Origin of the sequence: Paracidovorax sp. MALMAid1276, from assembly GCF_049198005.1 — a bacterium.
Lineage (GTDB): Bacteria > Pseudomonadota > Gammaproteobacteria > Burkholderiales > Burkholderiaceae_C > Acidovorax.
The window spans coordinates 1-16,210 of record NZ_JBMIRS010000084.1; the positions used below are offsets into that span (position 1 = coordinate 1).

Sequence of the window (16,210 nt, forward strand, 5' to 3'; positions counted from 1 at the left end):
TGGCAAGAAAAGCAACGCGGCGGACCGCCCGAGACCGCGCTACCACCGACCGCAGGGAGTTATGCAGGACATCCCTGGCGCTTATTGGATAAGCGCTGCCAGCTATCAAAAGAGGAGTATTCATGCCCGCTGTCGATCTGGATGCCCTGCAGGCCCGGCTGCGCGCCTTTGCGGCCGAGCGCCAGTGGCAGCCCTTCCACACGCCCAAGAACCTGGCCATGGCGCTGATGGTGGAAGCCGCCGAGCTGGCCGAGATCTTTCAGTGGATGACGCCCGAGCAGTCGCTGGCGGTGCGGGATGACGCGGCCTTGAAGGAACCCATCGCCGACGAGGTGGCCGATGTGCTGCTGTACCTGCTGCAACTCGCCGACCACGCAGGCGTGGACCTGGCCGACGCGGTGGAGCGCAAGCTGGTCAAGAACGCGCACAAGCACCCGGTGCCCGGCATTTGACGGCGCAAAAAAAGGCACTGGTGGGTGCCTGGGGATCCACGGCGACGGCGCGCAGCCACCGCGCCGATTCAGTCCTTGCGGCGGCGGCGCATCACCACGATGCCGGCCATGGCCATCAGCGAGGCCAGCGCCATCACGCCGTATTCGCCCAGGGTGGGGATGGCGGCGGTGGTGGTGGCTGCAGCCGCCACCGGGCCGATGTTGATCACGATGGAGTCGCCCGAGGTCAGGTTGAGCGTGCGGGTACCCGCGGTGAGGCCCATGGAGGCAAAGGTCCGGCCGTTGAACGTTGCTGAACCCGACAGGGCTGCGCCTGACGTGTAGCCGGTGGGGAGATAAAGCGTGCTGCCCGATAAGAAGACTGGGGCGCCACTGGATGCGTTGCCAATGGTCGTGCCTCCTGTCGTAAGCGACGTTAGAGCCGGGGAAACAGCATTGTTAATGACCAGACCTGTTGGAGAGACACCCAGGCAGAAGGTGGTGGGATCAACCGCGCCGTTAGAGCAAGAGTCAGGTGAGGCGATCAATGTCATCCCGGTGGTGTTAATCGATCCACTGCCAGTCATCACCACATTGCCACCGGTCTCCGTGAAATTGATGGTGAAAACCGCGTGTGCCCACGAGGAGGCGACCATTAACAGCAGGGCGAGCAGGTGACGGATCTTCATGGCTGGTTGCAAAGTGACAGGGTGAACCGGGATCGGTTGAAAATGTAAGCGAGTGTAATGGCGCGCATGGTGGCGGGCGTGGCGCAGTGCTCCGATGCAACGGGGGGCCATGCCGTGCCCGTGGTGGAGAACAAGCTGCGCAAGAACGCCGTCAAGCACCCGGTGCCCACCGTTGATGTGAAGCAAAAATGGCCGCCAGCGCTTGATGAATAAGCGCTGACTGCTATGAAGTGTGTAGCATCTACCGCGAAGAAGACGCGAATGGTGCAGGGCGAAAAGATGCGGGCTTATGGCTTACGGCTTGCGCGCTGCAATCGCCTTTTCGGCCATGTTCACCAGGTCGGCGCCGATCTGGCCCTTCCACTTGTCGTACACGGGGCGCGTGGCCTTCACGAAGGCGGCGCGCTCATCGGGGCTGAGCTGGGTCACCGTCACGCCCAGGGCGCCGATGTCCTTGAGCAGGGGCTTGTCGGCCTCGATCACGCCCTTGCGTGCGATGGCGATTTCTTCCTTGCCGGCGTCGATGGCGGCCTGCTTGACGATCTCGCGGTCAGCGGGTGTCCAGCTGTTCCAGATCTCCTTGTTCACCACAAAGATCAGCGGGTCGTTCACGTAGCCCCACAGCGTGATGTGCTTTTGCGCCACGTTGTGCAGCTTGGCGGCCGTGAAGATCGACAGCGGGTTCTCTTGTCCGTCCACCGCGCCGCTGGCAAAGGCGGGCTGCGCGTCGGCCCAGCTCATCTGCGTGGGGTTGGCGCCCAGGGCGGTGAAGGTGTCCAGGAACAGGGGCGAGCCCACCACGCGGATCTTCAGGCCCTTCAAGTCTTCGGGGGACTTGATCGCCTTCTTGGAGTTGGAGATCTCGCGGTAGCCGTTTTCGCCCCAGGCCAGCGGCACCACGCCGGCCTTGTCCAGCGTGGCGAAGATGCTCTTGCCCACCTCGCCCTGGGTCACGGCGTCCACGGCCGCGTAGTCGGGGAACAGGAAGGGCAGCGAGAACAGGTTGAGCTGCTTGACCTGGGGCGACCAGTTGATGGTGGAGCCCACGGCCATGTCGATCACGCCCTGGCGCAGCGCGCTGAACTCGCGCGTCTGGTCGCCCTGGATCAGCGACACGCCGGGGTACAGCTTGATGTTGATGCGGCCCTGGGTGCGCTCGCGCACCTTGTTGGCCCACAGCTCGCCGCCCTTGCCCCAGGGGAAGGCGGTGCCCAGCACCAGCGACATGCGGTATTCGCTCTTGTAGGCCGTCTGTGCGATGGCGGCGGGCGCGGTGAAGGCCAGGGCGGCCGCGGCGGCCACGGCCGAGGTGAGGAAGGTGCGCAGTTTCATGATGTGTCTCCAGTCAATGTTGTGGTTGGAAAGGGAAGGGAAAAAGAAAACGAAGGAAAACCGAGCGGGGGCCCCGCTCAGTACCCGAGCCGCTGCGGCAGCCACAGCGCAATCTGCGGCCAGACGACCACGGCCAGCATGACCGTGCACATGGCCACCAGCAGCCAGCCCACCCAGCGCGAGGTCTGCTCGATGCGCACGCCGGCAATGCGGCTCGACACCATCAGGTTGACGGCCATGGGCGGCGTGAACTGGCCCAGCGCCACGTTCAGCGTGAGCAGCACGCCAAACCACACCGGGTCCCACTGGTAGTGCTGCATGATGGGCATCATCAGCGGCACGAAGATCAGGAAGATGGAGATGCCGTCGAGGAACATGCCGGTGATGATGAGCAGCAGGATCAAGAGCGCCAGCACGCCATATTCACCCAGGCCCGAGCCGACGATGGCGCGCGTGATGGGGTCGATGACGCCCAGCGTGGACAGCGAGAACGCGAAGATGCCCGCCAGCGACACCACCAGCAGGATCACGGCCGACAGCTCGCCCGATTCGCGCAGGATGGGGAACAGGTCGCGCACACCGATCGTGCGGTGCACCACCATGCCCACGAACAGGCCGTAGAACACGGCCACCACGGCCGCTTCGGTGGGCGTGAACCAGCCGGCGCGCATGCCGCCCAGGATCAGCACCGGCGCAGCCAGGCCCCAGGACGCCTCGCGCAGGCTTTTCCAGAACGGCGGGCGGGGCAGGTGCGCTTCTTCGGCGCCCATGCCGTGGCGCCGCGCCAGCCACACGGCCGGCACGATGAGCGCCAGCCCGGCGAGGATGCCGGGGATCATGCCGGCCGCAAACAGCGCGGGCACCGAGGCGCCCGGCACCAGCACCGAATACACGATGAACGCCACCGACGGCGGGATCAGGATGTCGATGGACGCCGCCGCGCCCACCACGGCGGCCGAGAACGGGCCGGGGTAGCCCGCGCGCGCCATGGCCACGATCATCACGCCGCCCACGGCCGCTGCCGTGGCCGGGCCCGATCCCGAAATGCCGCCCAGCAGCATGGCCACCGCCACGGCCACCAGCGGCAGCATGCCGGGGCCGCGCCCCACGATGGACACGGCCAGGTTCACCAGACGTAGCGCCACGCCCGACCGGTCGAAGATCGAGCCCACCAGCACGAACATCGGGATGGCCAGCAGCGGGTATTTGCCGAGACCGGCATAAAAGTTCTGCGGCACGGCCAGCAGGCCGAACCACTGTGAATCGGCGTTGGCCACGGCAATGGCGGCGGTGCCCGCCAGGCCCAGCGCGGCGCCAATCGGCACGCCCGCCAGCATCAGCCCCACAAAGGCGGCAAACAGCAGGGCCGTGGTCATGGCGCGGGGGCTCCATCGGCGTCGCCGCGGCTGCGGTAGTCCTTGCGGCGGCTGCGCAGGCCGTGGCCCACGGCGCGCAGCGTGATCAGCGCGGAGAACACCGGCAGCCACACCGAATACCACCACTGCGGCACGCCGATGCCCGGCGAGGTTTCGCCAAAGCGGATGTCGTCCCACACCACGCGGGCGCTGAGCACGGTGACCAGCGCAAACAGCAGCGCCACCATGGCCGCGCCCAGCTGCGCCAGCATGCGGCGGCGCTGTGGCGAGCCGCTTTCGCTGAAGAATTCGATGCGGATGTGCCGGTCGCGCGCCACGGCGGCCGAGCCCCCCACCAGGGCGAGCACGATCATGAGAAACACCGAAATCTCTTCCGTCCAGGCAAAGGACGAGTGGGTGAAATAGCGCACCAGCACGTTGGCAAACGTGATCAGGGCCAGGGCGGCCATCACCAGCACGGTGAGCCAGTCTTCGATGCGCAGCGCGCGGGCGGCTTCGGGTTGGGCGGGAGGCGCGGTGCTGGGCGCAGGCCCATGGGAAGGGGGAGCGGACATGAGGATCGTGGGCAGTCGGGTGATCGGCAAGCGAGCAAGCGAGCAGGCGAGCAGGCAGGCGCCGGGGCAGCAGCAGCAACGGTACAGAGTGCGTGGGCGCTGTCGCTCTGCCAGACGGTGTTGTGCACCACGGGGCGGGACCGCGCTGCGCCGGGGATGGCGGCGGCGCCGAGCATTATGCGGCGTCTTGCTATGCATGCACACTATTGGTGCGGTGCAGCATTGCATGTGCGTCTTTGGCGGGCGTGGCGCCGCATGCGCGCTGCCAGTGGCGCCGGGCGCGGTCGGCACGGTCGGACTGGGCCACGGATAATGCGCCGATGGAAACCAAGTGGCTTGAAGATTTCGTCAGTCTTGCGGAAACGCGCAGCTTCAGCCGCTCGGCCCAGTTGAGGCATGTGACCCAGCCGGCGTTTTCGCGCCGCATCCAGGCGCTCGAAGCCTGGGCCGGCACCGATCTGGTGGACCGCAGCTCGTACCCCACGCGCCTCACCCCTGCGGGCAAGACGTTGTACGACCAGGCGCTGGAGATGCTGCAGGCGCTGCAGAACACCCGCGCCATGCTGCGCGCCCACACCAGCGCGGGCAAGGACATGATCGAGTTTGCGGTGCCGCACACGCTGGCGTTCACCTTCTTCCCGGCCTGGGTGTCCAGCCTGGCCGACAAGTTCGGCCCGTTCAAGAGCCGGCTCATCGCGCTGAACGTGCACGATGCGGTGATGCGGCTGGTGGAGGGCGGCTGCGATCTGCTGATTGCCTACCACCATCCCTCGCAGCCGTTTCAGCTGGATGCCGACCGGTACGAGATGGTGAGCCTGGGCCAGGAAGTTCTGTCGCCCTACAGCAAGGCGGACGCAGACGGCCAGCCCCTGCACCGCCTGCCGGGCCGCGCGGGGCAGCCGCTGCCCTATCTGGGGTATGCGCCGGGCGCCTACCTGGGGCGCGTCACGGAGCTCATCCTGAAAGAAGCGGGCACGCCCATCCACCTGGAGCGCGTCTACGAAACGGACATGGCCGAGGGCCTGAAGGCCATGGCCCTCGAAGGCCACGGCGTGGCGTTCTTGCCGCACAGCGCCGTCAAGAAGGAACTGCGCTCGCGCCGCCTGGTCAGCGCCGCCCCGCCGGATGCGCAGGGCCTGCAGATGACGATGGATGTGCGCGCCTACCGCGAAAAGCCCGCAGGCAAGGAAGCGCCCAAAGGCACGGCGCAGGCCTTGTGGACCTACCTGCAGTCGCAGGCCGGGTCATGCTAAGGGTAAATACTGATATAAAAAGCTTGCATAGTTGCGCGCTCAAACGGCATTGGAGTTTCATCGTTACGACACGTACAGTTCGCGCCATCGCCGGGAGGGGGTTGCGGTGCGCGGCGCGCAGACAGTGCGGTGGCACGAACATTGCAAAACCCTCCCTTTCATACCACTGAGGCATCGCATGAAAGTTCAGCATTGGGGATTTGCCTGGGGCCTGCTGGCCCTGTGCTGCACGGGCGTTGCGTCGGCGGAAGGCGTGCTCGATCGCATCAACTCCGGCGGCAAGCTGGTCATCGCGCACCGCGAGTCTTCGGTGCCGTTCTCGTACATCGACAGCGCTTCGGGCAAGCCCGTGGGCTATGCGGTGGACCTGTGCCTGCGCCTGGCCGAGGTGGTGAAGAAGAAGACCGGCAAGAAGGACATGGGTGTCGAGTTTCTGGCGGTGACGCCTGCCAACCGCATCGCCATGATCGAGCAGGGCAAGGCCGATCTGGAGTGTGGATCCACCACCAACAACGCCGAGCGCCGCCAGAAGGTGGCCTTCACCATCCCCCACTTCATCACCGGCGCACGCCTGCTGGTCAAGTCCACGAGCCCCATCGACCGGGTGGAAGACCTGAACGGCAAGAAGCTGGTGTCCACCAAGGGCACCACGCCGCTGAAGGCGGCCGACCAGGCCAACCGCGAACGCCTGATGGGCATCACCATCGTCGAGGCGCCAGACCACGCCAAGGCGGTGGAGATGGTCGAGAAAGGCGAGGCCGACGCCTTCGTGATGGACGACGTGCTGCTCTACGGCCTGGCCGCGGGCCGGCCCGACCCCAAGGCGCTGAAGGTGGTGGGGCGCTTCATGACCACCGAGCCGCTGGCGATCATGCTGCCCAAGAACGATCCAGAGTTCAAAAAGCTCATCGACGAGGAGATGCGCCGGCTGATCACCAGCCGGGACATCCACGCCATCTATGACAAGTGGTTCAACAAGCCCATCCCCCCGAACAGCACGGTGCTGAACCTGCCGGTCAGCTACTTGTTGCGCGACTTCTGGAAATACCCTACCGACCAGGTCCCTTTCTGACTAACAATCCTGGTTCGTGGTCCCCTGGTTTTGGAGTGTTCGCTCGGCCGGCCCCGCTGGCGCGGGCGGATCTCTAGAATGACCTCCCTCTCTCTTTCTTTCGTTTTTCACACAAGGAGATACCTATGAAGAAGCAATTGCTTGCGGTTGCCGTGACCGCCCTGGCTGCCGGTAGCGCATTCGCCCAGGCCAACGACACCCTGGCCAAGATCAAGGCCTCGGGCAGCGTGACGCTGGGGGTGCGTGAGTCTTCCGGTCTTTCCTACACGCTGGGCAACGGCAAGTTCGTCGGTTTCCACACCGAGATGGGCGAAATCGTGCTGGCCGACATCCAGAAGCAGCTGGGCCTGGCCAAGCTGGACGTGAAGTACCAGCCCGTCACTTCGCAAAACCGCATCCCCCTCGTGACCAACGGCACGGTGGACCTGGAGTGCGGCTCCACCACCAACAACGCCACCCGCCAGAAGGACGTGGCCTTTGCCGTGACCACCTATGTGGAAGAAGTGCGCATTGCTGCCAAGGCCAACTCCGGCATCGCTTCCATCAAGGACCTGAACGGCAAGACCGTGGCCACCACCACCGGCACCACCTCGGTGCAGACGCTGCGCAAGCACGAGCGTGCCGGCGGCGTCGACTTCAAGGAAGTGTTCGGCAAGGACCACGCCGACAGCTTCCTGATGCTCGAAACCGGCCGCGCCGACGCCTTCGTGATGGACGGCTCCATCCTGGCTGCCAACATCTCCAAGTCCAAGAACCCCGCCGACTACAAGATCGTGGGCGAAGTCCTGAACGTGGAACCCATCGCCTGCATGCTGCGCAAGGACGACCCCGCCTTCAAGAAGGCCGTGGACGACTCCATCAAGCGCCAGATCGCCGATGGCTCGCTGGCCAAGCTGTATGACAAGTGGTTCATGCAGCCCGTGCCTCCGACCAACACCAAGATCGGCCTGCCGATGTCCGAAGCCACCAAGGCTGCCTGGGCATCCCCCAACGACAAGCCCATGGAAGACTACGCAAAGAAGTAATCCACTGAGTGCGTGCGCCCCTTCGGCCGGCGGGTTTGAAGGGGCTTTTTTGTTGGGTCTGCTGCGGCGCGGCCCAACGCCATACCAAGAAATTAAAGGGGTGCTCCTATGAGCTGGGATTGGCAGGTGTTCTGCCAGGACACATTGGACCGGGAAGTCGTGCCAAGCTGTTTCGGCAAGGGCGGCGACATCACGTACCTGGACTGGATGCTGTCGGCCTGGGGATGGACGGTGTCCGTTTCCTTGCTGGCACTGCTGCTGGCGCTGGTGCTGGGTTCTTTGATCGGCACGCTGCGCACCTTGCAGGACCGGCCCGTCATCGTTCGGCTGGGCAACGCCTGGGTCGAGCTGTTTCGCAACATTCCTCTGCTGGTGCAGATCTTCCTGTGGTACCACGTGCTGCCCAGCCTGTTCCCCGTGCTCAGGGGCGTGCCTGGCTTTGTGCTGGTGGTGCTGGCGCTGGGCTTCTTCACATCGGCGCGTATCGCCGAGCAGGTGCGCTCGGGCATTCAGGCCCTGCCGCGCGGCCAGCGCTATGCCGGCATGGCCATGGGCTTCACCACCTTCCAGACGTATCGCTATGTGCTGCTGCCCATGGCCTACCGCATCATCATCCCGCCGCTGACCAGCGAGACGATGAACATCTTCAAGAACTCGTCCGTGGCGTTTGCGGTGTCGGTGGCCGAACTCACCATGTTCGCCATGCAGGCGCAGGAAGAAACCTCGCGCGGCATCGAGGTGTACCTGGCCGTGACGGCGCTGTACGTCATCTCTGCGTTCGCCATCAACCGGATCATGGCCTTCGTCGAGAAGCGCGTGCGCATCCCGGGCATGGTCGTTGCCAGCGGCGGCGGGGGGCACTGACATGAACTACCCCCACGCTCATCACTCCGTGTATTCGCTGCCCCCCGAGGGAGCTGCAGGTCTGCCTTGGGGCGGCCCGGCGGGAGACCTGACATGAATCTCGACTTCTCCTTCTACAACTGGGACCTGATCTCCAACTTCGTGCTCAAGGGGCTGTACTTCAGCCTCATGCTCACGGTCATCGCCACCATCGGCGGCGTGTTCTTCGGCACCCTGCTGGCGCTGATGCGCCTGTCGGGCAAGAAGTGGCTGGACGTGCCCGCCACCATCTATGTCAACGGCATGCGCAGCATTCCGCTGGTGATGGTGATCCTGTGGTTCTTCCTGCTGGTGCCGGCCATCATCGGCCGCCCCATCGGCGCGGAGCTGTCGGCCGTCATCACCTTCATCGCGTTCGAGGCCGCGTACTTCAGCGAGATCATGCGTGCCGGCATCCAGTCCATCCCGCGCGGACAGGTCTATGCGGGCCAGGCGCTGGGCATGACCTACAGCCAGAACATGAAGCTCGTCGTGCTGCCGCAGGCGTTCCGCAACATGCTGCCGGTGCTGCTCACGCAGACCATCATCCTGTTCCAGGACACGTCGCTGGTCTATGCCATTGGCGCCTACGACATGCTCAAGGGCTTTGAAGTGGCGGGCAAGAACTACGGCCGTCCCATCGAAGCCTATCTGGCGGCCGCCGTCCTCTATTTCCTGATCTGCTATGCGCTGTCGTGGATGGTGAAGCGCCTGCATCAAAAAATTGCCATCATCCGCTGACGCGGTGGCACTGGAGAAAAAATGATCGAACTCAAGAACGTATCCAAGTGGTATGGCCCCGTGCAGGTGCTCAACGAGTGCTCGGCCGTCATCAACAAGGGTGAAGTCGTGGTGGTGTGCGGCCCCTCGGGCTCCGGCAAGTCCACGCTCATCAAGACCATCAACGCGCTCGAGCCCTTCCAGAAGGGCGAGATCACGGTGGACGGCGTGAAGCTGCACGACCCCAGCACCGACCTGCCCAAGCTGCGCAGCCGCGTGGGCATGGTGTTTCAGCACTTCGAGCTGTTCCCGCACCTGTCGGTGACGGACAACCTGACCATCGCGCAGATCAAGGTGCTGGGCCGCAGTGCCGACGACGCCAAGAAGCGCGGCCTGAAGATGCTGGAGCGCGTGGGCCTGACCGCGCACAAGGACAAGTTCCCCGGCCAGCTCTCCGGCGGCCAGCAGCAGCGGGTGGCCATTGCGCGCGCGCTGTCGATGGACCCCATCGTGATGCTGTTCGACGAACCCACGTCCGCCCTCGACCCCGAAATGGTGGGCGAAGTGCTGGAAGTGATGGTGGGCCTGGCCAACGAAGGCATGACCATGATGTGCGTGACCCACGAAATGGGCTTTGCCCGCAAGGTGAGCCACCGCGTGATCTTCATGGACGTGGGCGGCAAGATCCTGGAAGACTGCTCCAAGGACGAGTTCTTCAACCACCCCGAAAACCGCCAGCCTCGCACCAAGGACTTCCTCGACAAGATCCTTGCGCACTGAAACCGCAGCAGCGCTGAAGCAGGCATCAAACAGCGCTGGCCGCGTCGCCCCCCTTGTGGGCGCCGGGCCAGCGCTGTTTTTTTATTGGCGGACAGCGTGCAGCACAGCATGCACCGCCACTGCGGGTAAGAAAATTTGGTAATTTTGGCCGTCAGCGCTTTCTGTATAAGCGCTGATAGCTATCAAATAAGTAGCAGTCTTGCCAATGGGACAATGCAGCCATGACCGCCGCTTCCTCCACTCCCATCGACACCCTCACCCTCACCCGCCCCGACGACTGGCACCTGCACGTGCGCGACGGGGAACCCCTGCACACGGTGGTGCCGCACACGGCCGCGCAGTTCGGCCGCGCGATCATCATGCCCAACCTGCGCCCGCCCGTGACCACGGCCGAGCAGGCCCTGGCGTACAAGGAGCGCATCCTGGCTGCGGTGCCCGCCGGGCTGCAGTTCGAGCCGCTGATGACGCTGTACCTGACCGACAACCTGCCGCCCGAGGAAATCGTGCGCGCCCGGGCGGCGGGCGTGGTGGCCTGCAAGCTCTACCCCGCAGGCGCCACCACCAACAGCGATGCCGGTGTGACCGACATCCGCAAGACCTACAAGACCCTCGAAGCCATGCAGAAGGCCGGCATGCTGCTTTTGGTGCACGGCGAGGTCACCAGCAGCGACATCGACCTTTTCGACCGCGAGGCCGTGTTCATCGAGCAGCAGCTCATCCCGCTGCGCCGCGACTTTCCCGAGCTGAAAATCGTCTTCGAGCACATCACCACCAAGGATGCGGCCGACTACGTGATGCAGGCCGACCGCTTTACGGCCGCCACCCTCACCGCGCACCATCTGCTGTACAACCGCAACGCCATCTTTGTGAGCGGCGTGCGCCCGCACTACTACTGCCTGCCGGTGCTCAAGCGCGAGACGCACCGCGTGGCCCTGGTGCAGGCTGCCACCAGCGGCAGCCCCAAGTTCTTCCTGGGCACCGACAGCGCCCCGCACCCCGCGCACCTCAAGGAACACGCCAGCGGCTGCGCCGGCTGCTACACCGCCCACGCGGCGATGGAGATGTACGCCGAGGCATTCGACAGCGTGGGCGCGCTCGACAAGCTTGAAGGCTTCGCCAGCTTCCACGGCCCCGACTTCTACAGCCTGCCGCGCAACACCGGCACCATCACGCTGCGCCGCGAAAGCTGGATTCCGCCCGACAGCTTCGCGTTTGGCGAAGCCAACCTCAAGCCCCTGCGCGCGGGTGAAGCGCTGCCGTGGCGGATGGCGTAACGGCATCATCGCTCGGCCCCATCGACTGGGATGCACCCTGGCTGCAACCCTGGCGCCGCCAGGGCCAGCCCGTGGCGCAGTCCGTGGCCCGCGGGTGCAGCGTGCACCAGGCGCTGCAGGCGGCGGCGCCACATGGCGCGCCCATGGCCTTTGCGCACCAGTCCGAGCTGCCCGCCGGCACCGCCTACGAGCAGTACATCCGCGACACCCGCCGCGTGCCCACACGCGACAACCTGCACGACTTTTTCAACGGCCTCGTGTGGCTGCACTTTCCGCACACCAAGCGCCGCCTGAACGCGTTGCAGGCGGGCGCCATCGCCGCCGACGGCGTGCAAGCCGTGCGCGGGCCGCTGCGCGATGCGCTCACGGTGTTTGACGAAAACGGGGCACTGCTGTGGGCGCCCGCGCCGCTGTGGGATGCGCTGCGCGCGCGCCACTGGCAGCGCCTGTTCATCGATCTGCGCCCCCTGTGGGGTGAGGCGCGGCTCGTGCTGTTCGGCCACGCGTTGATGGAAAAGCTGGTTTTACCCCGAAAACCCATGGTGGCGCATTTCTATCAAGCGCTGGTAGCTACTGATTCAATAGCGAACCTGGATGCCTGGCTGGCGTCTGGCATCGATGCGGGGCGCTGGGCGGCCAAGCCGTTCACGCCGCTGCCGGTGCTCGGGGTGCCGGGCTGGTGGCCCGCCAACGCGGCGCCGGGTTTCTATGCCGATCCGCAGGTCTTCCGCCCGCCGCCAGCGGGGCGGGGCGCGGGGGTGGGCTAATTCCCGCCAAGCCCTGTGTGATAAGGCCCGCCGCCGGTTTTGCACCTACCATTGCGCGATGGCATCGCGGCCCGCTGAGCGGCTTGAAGCGCCGCGCGGGGCCCCCATCTGCAGCGGCAGTGGCCCGGCCGACGATGCTGGCCTTTCATTTCACAACAATCCATTCGTTCAGTCCCACGGAGAACCCATGAAACGGATCCTGCTTTTTGTAATGACCAACCTGGCGGTGGTGCTGGTGCTGGGGGTGGTGGCCAGCCTGCTGGGCGTGAACCGCTACCTCACGGCCAATGGCCTGAACCTCACGGCGCTGCTGGGCTTCTCGCTCATCATGGGCTTTGGCGGCGCCATCATTTCGTTGCTCATCAGCAAGCCCATGGCCAAGTGGAGCGCCAAGGTCCAGATCATCGACGGCACCGGCTCGCCCGACGAGCGCTGGATCGTGGACACCGTGCGCAAGTTCGCCGACAAGGCCGGCATCGGCATGCCTGAAGTGGGCATCTTCCCGGGCGATCCCAACGCCTTCGCCACGGGCGCGTTCAAGAACAACGCACTGGTAGCGGTGTCCACCGGCCTGCTGCAGGGCATGACCCGCGAAGAGGTCGAGGCCGTGATCGGCCACGAGGTGGCCCACATCGCCAATGGCGACATGGTGACCATGACGCTGATCCAGGGTGTGATGAACACCTTCGTCGTGTTCCTGTCGCGGGTGATCGGCTATGCGGTGGACAGCTTTCTGCGCAAGAACGACGAGAGCAGCTCGGGCCCCGGCATCGGCTACTACGTGACCACCATCGTGCTCGACATCGTGCTGGGCTTCCTGGCCGCCATCATCGTGGCCTGGTTCAGCCGCCAGCGCGAGTTCCGCGCCGACGCCGGTGCCGCGCAGCTGATGGGCCGCCGCCAGCCCATGGTCAACGCCCTGGCCCGCCTGGGCGGCATGCACCCCGAAGAGCTGCCCAAGAGCATGGCCGCCATGGGCATTGCCGGTGGCATCGGCAAGCTGTTCAGCACGCACCCACCCATCGAAGAGCGTATCGCCGCGCTGCAGAACGCGCAGCAACAAGGTTGATGCTCCTGGCGCTGGAGACAGGGCCTCGGCCACGGCCCTGTGACCCGCCCCCAACCACCGCCGCGGGCCTGTGCCTGCGGCGGTTTTTTATTTTTGAAGTCGCCTTTTCGGGGTCGCCGCGACCGCACTACCGCACATCCACCCGCCAGCGTTTGCGCGGCGCACGCAGTGTATGGCGCTTGCGGTATTCGGCCGGGGCCATGCCCGTGTGGCGCACAAAGATGCGGCGGAACGCGGCCGGGTCGGCATAGCCACACGCCACGGCAATGCTGGGCACGCTCTCCAGCGTCACCTCCAGCAGCACCTTGGCGCGTGCGCAGCGCAGGCTGTGCAGGTGATCGAGCGGCGACTGCGACAGCTCCTGCTGAAAGTGGCGCAGCAGGGTGCGCGGGCTCACCGCTGCGGCCTCGGCCAGCGTTTGCAGCGAATAGGGCTGGTCCAGGTGCGCCTCCATCCAGGCGATGGCGCGGGCCAGGGTGCTGTCGCGGGTGGCCGGGATGTGGTGCTGTGCATTGGCCTGCTGCGCCGCGCGGGTGCGTTCGGGGTCGGCCACCAGCACGCTGGCACAGGCCTCGGCCAGCGCGGGGCCGAGGGTGCGGCGCACCAAAGCCACGGCCAGTTCACTCACCTGCGCGGGCAGGGCGGCGCTGATCCACAGGCCGTCTTCCGAAATGGCCTGCCCGGGGGTGAAGCCCGTGTCGGGAAAATCGCGCTCGAACCCCGCCACATAGAACCACGGCAGGGCCACACGGCGCCCCGCGAGGCGGCCGCTGTGCGCGGCCAGCCAGGCGGCGTTGCCGAGCGTGAACACCGGCCGCCCGCTGTCCAGCACCTGGCCCACCTGGCGCGACAGCGCGCGGTGCCGCTGGGCCACCGCGCGGATGGCCGGAATGTCGGCCGCATGCAGCGGCGGCAGGAACAGGGCGCAGGCCCGAGCATCGCTGCCGTGTGCGTCCGGCGTGTGCCGGGCTGCGGCCGGTGCCGACGAAGATGCCCCGGTTGGCGGGGTGCCGCCGGCGTAGGCCCCCAGGGGCCCGGGCAGGGCGGGCAGCGGCACGCCCCGCGCGTCCAGCAGTCGCCAGGCCAGGCGGGGCGCGTGCGCGCCCAGGCGCAGGCCGGCCAGCAGGTTGGCGCCGCGCAGCAGGTCGATGAACTGCAGCGCGTGGCCGGCCGCTGACTCGGGCAGCAGCGGAATGTCCACGGTGAAGACCGGGGCCGTCGCGGAGGAGACTGGGGCAGCGGGCATGGCGATATTGGCTCGATGGATGGCCATTTTCGCTTGTCATCAACCGATCGTCGGCTTTTAGCATGGCCGTGGCTTCGGGCTTTTCTTCTTCTTCCTCACCTCCCACTCCAACGGATCAGCACATGCACAAACCCTTTTCGGCCACCGCGCTGGTGGCGGGCCTCGTCGCCAGCGGTGTGACCGCCTTTGCCACAGCGACCCACGCCCAGGCCCTGGACGCCGCCGGCCTGCAGACCATCGACGCCGCCGTGACGGCCGTGGCGCCCAAGATGGTGAGCTGGCGCCGCGACATCCATGCCCACCCCGAACTGTCGGGCCAGGAAGTGCGCACCGCTAAGCTGGTGGCCGACCACCTGAAGAAGTTGGGCATGGAGGTGCAGACCCACGTGGGCGGCACCGGCGTGGTCGGCACGCTCAAGGGCGGCCTGCCCGGCAAGGTGGTGGCCCTGCGCGCCGACATGGATGCGCTGCCCGTGCCCGAAAACACCGGCCTGCCGTTTGCGTCGAAGGCCAAGGCCACCTACCTGGGCAAGGAAGTGCCGGTGATGCACGCCTGCGGGCACGATGCCCACGTGGCCATGCTGATGGGCGCGGCCGAGGCGCTGGCGGGTATGAAGGCGCAGCTGCCCGGCACCGTCAAGTTCATCTTCCAGCCGGCCGAAGAGGGCGCGCCGGTGGAGCCCGATGCCAACGGCAAGGTCCCCAGCTTTGGCGCCAAGGCCATGGTGGAAGAGGGTGCGCTGAAAGACGTGCAGGCCATCTACGGCCTGCACATCACGGCCAACCTGCCGGCGGGTGTTGTGGGCTACCGCAGCGGTCCGCTGATGGCCGGCTCGGACAACATCCGCATCGAGGTGGAAGGGCGCGGCGGCCACGGGTCGTCGCCCTGGAACGCGGTGGACCCCATCGTGGCTGCCAGCCAGGTGGTGCTGGGGTTGCAGACCGTGGTGAGCCGCCAGCTCAACATCAGCAACGAGCCCGCGGTCATCACCATCGGCCAGATTCAGGGCGGCACGCGCTACAACGTCATCCCCGACAGTGTCGAGATGATGGGCACGCTGCGCACCTTCGACGAGGGCATGCGCCAGGAGGCCCTGAAGCGCATCACCACCACGGCCGAGTCGATTGCGGCATCGAGCGGCGCCAAGGCCCGGGTGCGCTTCGGCCCGGTGGCCTACCCGGTCACCACCAACCCGGCCGAGCTGACGGCGGCGTCGCTGCCCGCGCTGAAGCTGGCCTCGGGCGGCAAGGCCATGATCATTCCGAAGGTCAGCGGGTCGGAAGACTTCTCGGAGTTCCAGAAGGTCGCACCCGGATTTTTCTACTTTCTGGGCGCCCCGCCCAAGGGCAAGGACTTCAAGACCGCGCCGTCCAACCATTCGCCGCTGTTTGACATCGACGAGGATCAGTTGCCGGTGGGTGCGCGCACGCTGGCGGCGCTGGCGGTGGACTTTTTGCAGCGCAAGTAGCAAAGGCGTGACGCGGCGCTGGCACCTTCCCCACCCGTTCGGGCTGAGCCTGTCGAAGCCAGAGCGCCAACCTATCCGTTCGGGTCGAGCTTGTCGAAACCGGGGCGCCTCCCCCCATCCGTTCGGGCTGAGCCTGTCGAAGCCTGGGCGCATACGCTCGTTCTCCAGGCCATCCCGCATGCCTGGTTCGCGGGCGGGAGCCGGGGTGCGCGCCCGGCGGCGCGGTAACTTTCTCTTGCTTCGCCAAGAGAAAGTCACCAAAGAGAAGGCG

General features: G+C 66.1%; 17 protein-coding genes. 12 read left to right on the forward strand and 5 right to left on the reverse strand.

The window, feature by feature from the left end:
- Nucleotides 1-122: 122 nt before the first annotated feature.
- A complete protein-coding gene (locus ACOQFS_RS05425) occupies nt 123-452 on the forward strand; it encodes a nucleotide pyrophosphohydrolase (RefSeq protein WP_421561888.1) in 330 nt (109 codons plus the stop codon).
- 68 nt (nt 453-520) lie between these two features.
- Here ACOQFS_RS05425 and ACOQFS_RS05430 read toward each other — a convergent pair whose 3' ends face one another.
- Nucleotides 521-1,120, reverse strand: a complete 600-nt coding sequence (locus tag ACOQFS_RS05430; protein WP_421561889.1) for an IPTL-CTERM sorting domain-containing protein — start codon at nt 1,118-1,120, stop codon at nt 521-523.
- 57 nt (nt 1,121-1,177) lie between these two features.
- Here ACOQFS_RS05430 and ACOQFS_RS05435 point away from each other — a divergent pair, with 57 nt between their 5' ends.
- The gene (locus ACOQFS_RS05435; RefSeq protein WP_421561890.1) at nt 1,178-1,333 is read left to right on the forward strand and encodes a hypothetical protein; all 156 of its coding nucleotides are present in this window, start codon (nt 1,178-1,180) and stop codon (nt 1,331-1,333) included.
- 81 nt (nt 1,334-1,414) lie between these two features.
- Here ACOQFS_RS05435 and ACOQFS_RS05440 read toward each other — a convergent pair whose 3' ends face one another.
- The 3 genes from ACOQFS_RS05440 to ACOQFS_RS05450 all read right to left on the reverse strand — a co-directional run bounded on the left by ACOQFS_RS05440 (nt 1,415) and on the right by ACOQFS_RS05450 (nt 4,382).
- Nucleotides 1,415-2,452, reverse strand: coding sequence for a DctP family TRAP transporter solute-binding subunit (locus tag ACOQFS_RS05440; RefSeq protein ID WP_421561891.1), 1,038 nt, complete (start codon nt 2,450-2,452; stop codon nt 1,415-1,417).
- Between the two features lie 77 nt (nt 2,453-2,529).
- Complete coding sequence (locus ACOQFS_RS05445) at nt 2,530-3,828, reverse strand: TRAP transporter large permease (RefSeq protein WP_421561892.1); 1,299 nt, start codon at nt 3,826-3,828, stop codon at nt 2,530-2,532.
- On the reverse strand, nt 3,825-4,382 hold the full coding sequence (locus ACOQFS_RS05450) for a TRAP transporter small permease (RefSeq protein ID WP_421561893.1): 558 nt from the start codon (nt 4,380-4,382) through the stop codon (nt 3,825-3,827). The genes ACOQFS_RS05445 and ACOQFS_RS05450 overlap by 4 nt, the downstream gene beginning before the upstream one ends.
- A 320-nt stretch (nt 4,383-4,702) precedes the next feature.
- On the opposite strand from ACOQFS_RS05450, the gene ACOQFS_RS05455 reads away from it, so the two are divergent.
- The 9 genes from ACOQFS_RS05455 to htpX all read left to right on the forward strand — a co-directional run bounded on the left by ACOQFS_RS05455 (nt 4,703) and on the right by htpX (nt 13,224).
- Nucleotides 4,703-5,635 (forward strand): LysR family transcriptional regulator, encoded by a 933-nt coding sequence (locus ACOQFS_RS05455; RefSeq protein WP_421561894.1) that lies wholly within the window; start codon nt 4,703-4,705, stop codon nt 5,633-5,635.
- A gap of 178 nt (nt 5,636-5,813) precedes the next feature.
- Nucleotides 5,814-6,707 carry an amino acid ABC transporter substrate-binding protein gene (locus tag ACOQFS_RS05460; protein ID WP_421561895.1) on the forward strand — a complete coding sequence of 298 codons (894 nt, stop codon included), beginning with the start codon at nt 5,814-5,816 and terminating at the stop codon, nt 6,705-6,707.
- A 125-nt stretch (nt 6,708-6,832) separates the two neighbouring features.
- Nucleotides 6,833-7,732: an amino acid ABC transporter substrate-binding protein gene (locus ACOQFS_RS05465; protein WP_421561896.1), complete on the forward strand. Its 900-nt coding sequence runs from the start codon at nt 6,833-6,835 to the stop codon at nt 7,730-7,732.
- Nucleotides 7,733-7,840: 108 nt separating this feature from the next.
- Nucleotides 7,841-8,596, forward strand: a complete 756-nt coding sequence (locus ACOQFS_RS05470) for an amino acid ABC transporter permease (RefSeq protein WP_421561897.1) — start codon at nt 7,841-7,843, stop codon at nt 8,594-8,596.
- A gap of 93 nt (nt 8,597-8,689) precedes the next feature.
- Complete coding sequence (locus tag ACOQFS_RS05475) at nt 8,690-9,355, forward strand: amino acid ABC transporter permease (protein WP_421561898.1); 666 nt, start codon at nt 8,690-8,692, stop codon at nt 9,353-9,355.
- A gap of 21 nt (nt 9,356-9,376) precedes the next feature.
- Entirely contained in the window at nt 9,377-10,114 is a 738-nt protein-coding gene (locus ACOQFS_RS05480; protein ID WP_421561899.1) for an amino acid ABC transporter ATP-binding protein, read from the forward strand.
- Nucleotides 10,115-10,335: 221 nt separating this feature from the next.
- Complete coding sequence (pyrC, locus tag ACOQFS_RS05485) at nt 10,336-11,388, forward strand: dihydroorotase (protein ID WP_421561900.1); 1,053 nt, start codon at nt 10,336-10,338, stop codon at nt 11,386-11,388.
- Nucleotides 11,373-12,155: a DUF3025 domain-containing protein gene (locus ACOQFS_RS05490; RefSeq protein WP_421561901.1), complete on the forward strand. Its 783-nt coding sequence runs from the start codon at nt 11,373-11,375 to the stop codon at nt 12,153-12,155. The genes pyrC and ACOQFS_RS05490 overlap by 16 nt, the downstream gene beginning before the upstream one ends.
- A 187-nt stretch (nt 12,156-12,342) precedes the next feature.
- Nucleotides 12,343-13,224, forward strand: coding sequence for a protease HtpX (gene htpX / locus ACOQFS_RS05495; protein WP_421561902.1), 882 nt, complete (start codon nt 12,343-12,345; stop codon nt 13,222-13,224).
- A gap of 127 nt (nt 13,225-13,351) precedes the next feature.
- On the opposite strand, the gene ACOQFS_RS05500 is transcribed toward htpX, so the two are convergent.
- Nucleotides 13,352-14,470, reverse strand: a complete 1,119-nt coding sequence (locus ACOQFS_RS05500) for a GlxA family transcriptional regulator (RefSeq protein ID WP_421561903.1) — start codon at nt 14,468-14,470, stop codon at nt 13,352-13,354.
- A 122-nt stretch (nt 14,471-14,592) separates the two neighbouring features.
- Here ACOQFS_RS05500 and ACOQFS_RS05505 point away from each other — a divergent pair, with 122 nt between their 5' ends.
- Nucleotides 14,593-15,939, forward strand: a complete 1,347-nt coding sequence (locus tag ACOQFS_RS05505) for an amidohydrolase (RefSeq protein WP_421561904.1) — start codon at nt 14,593-14,595, stop codon at nt 15,937-15,939.
- Nucleotides 15,940-16,210 lie beyond the last annotated feature (271 nt).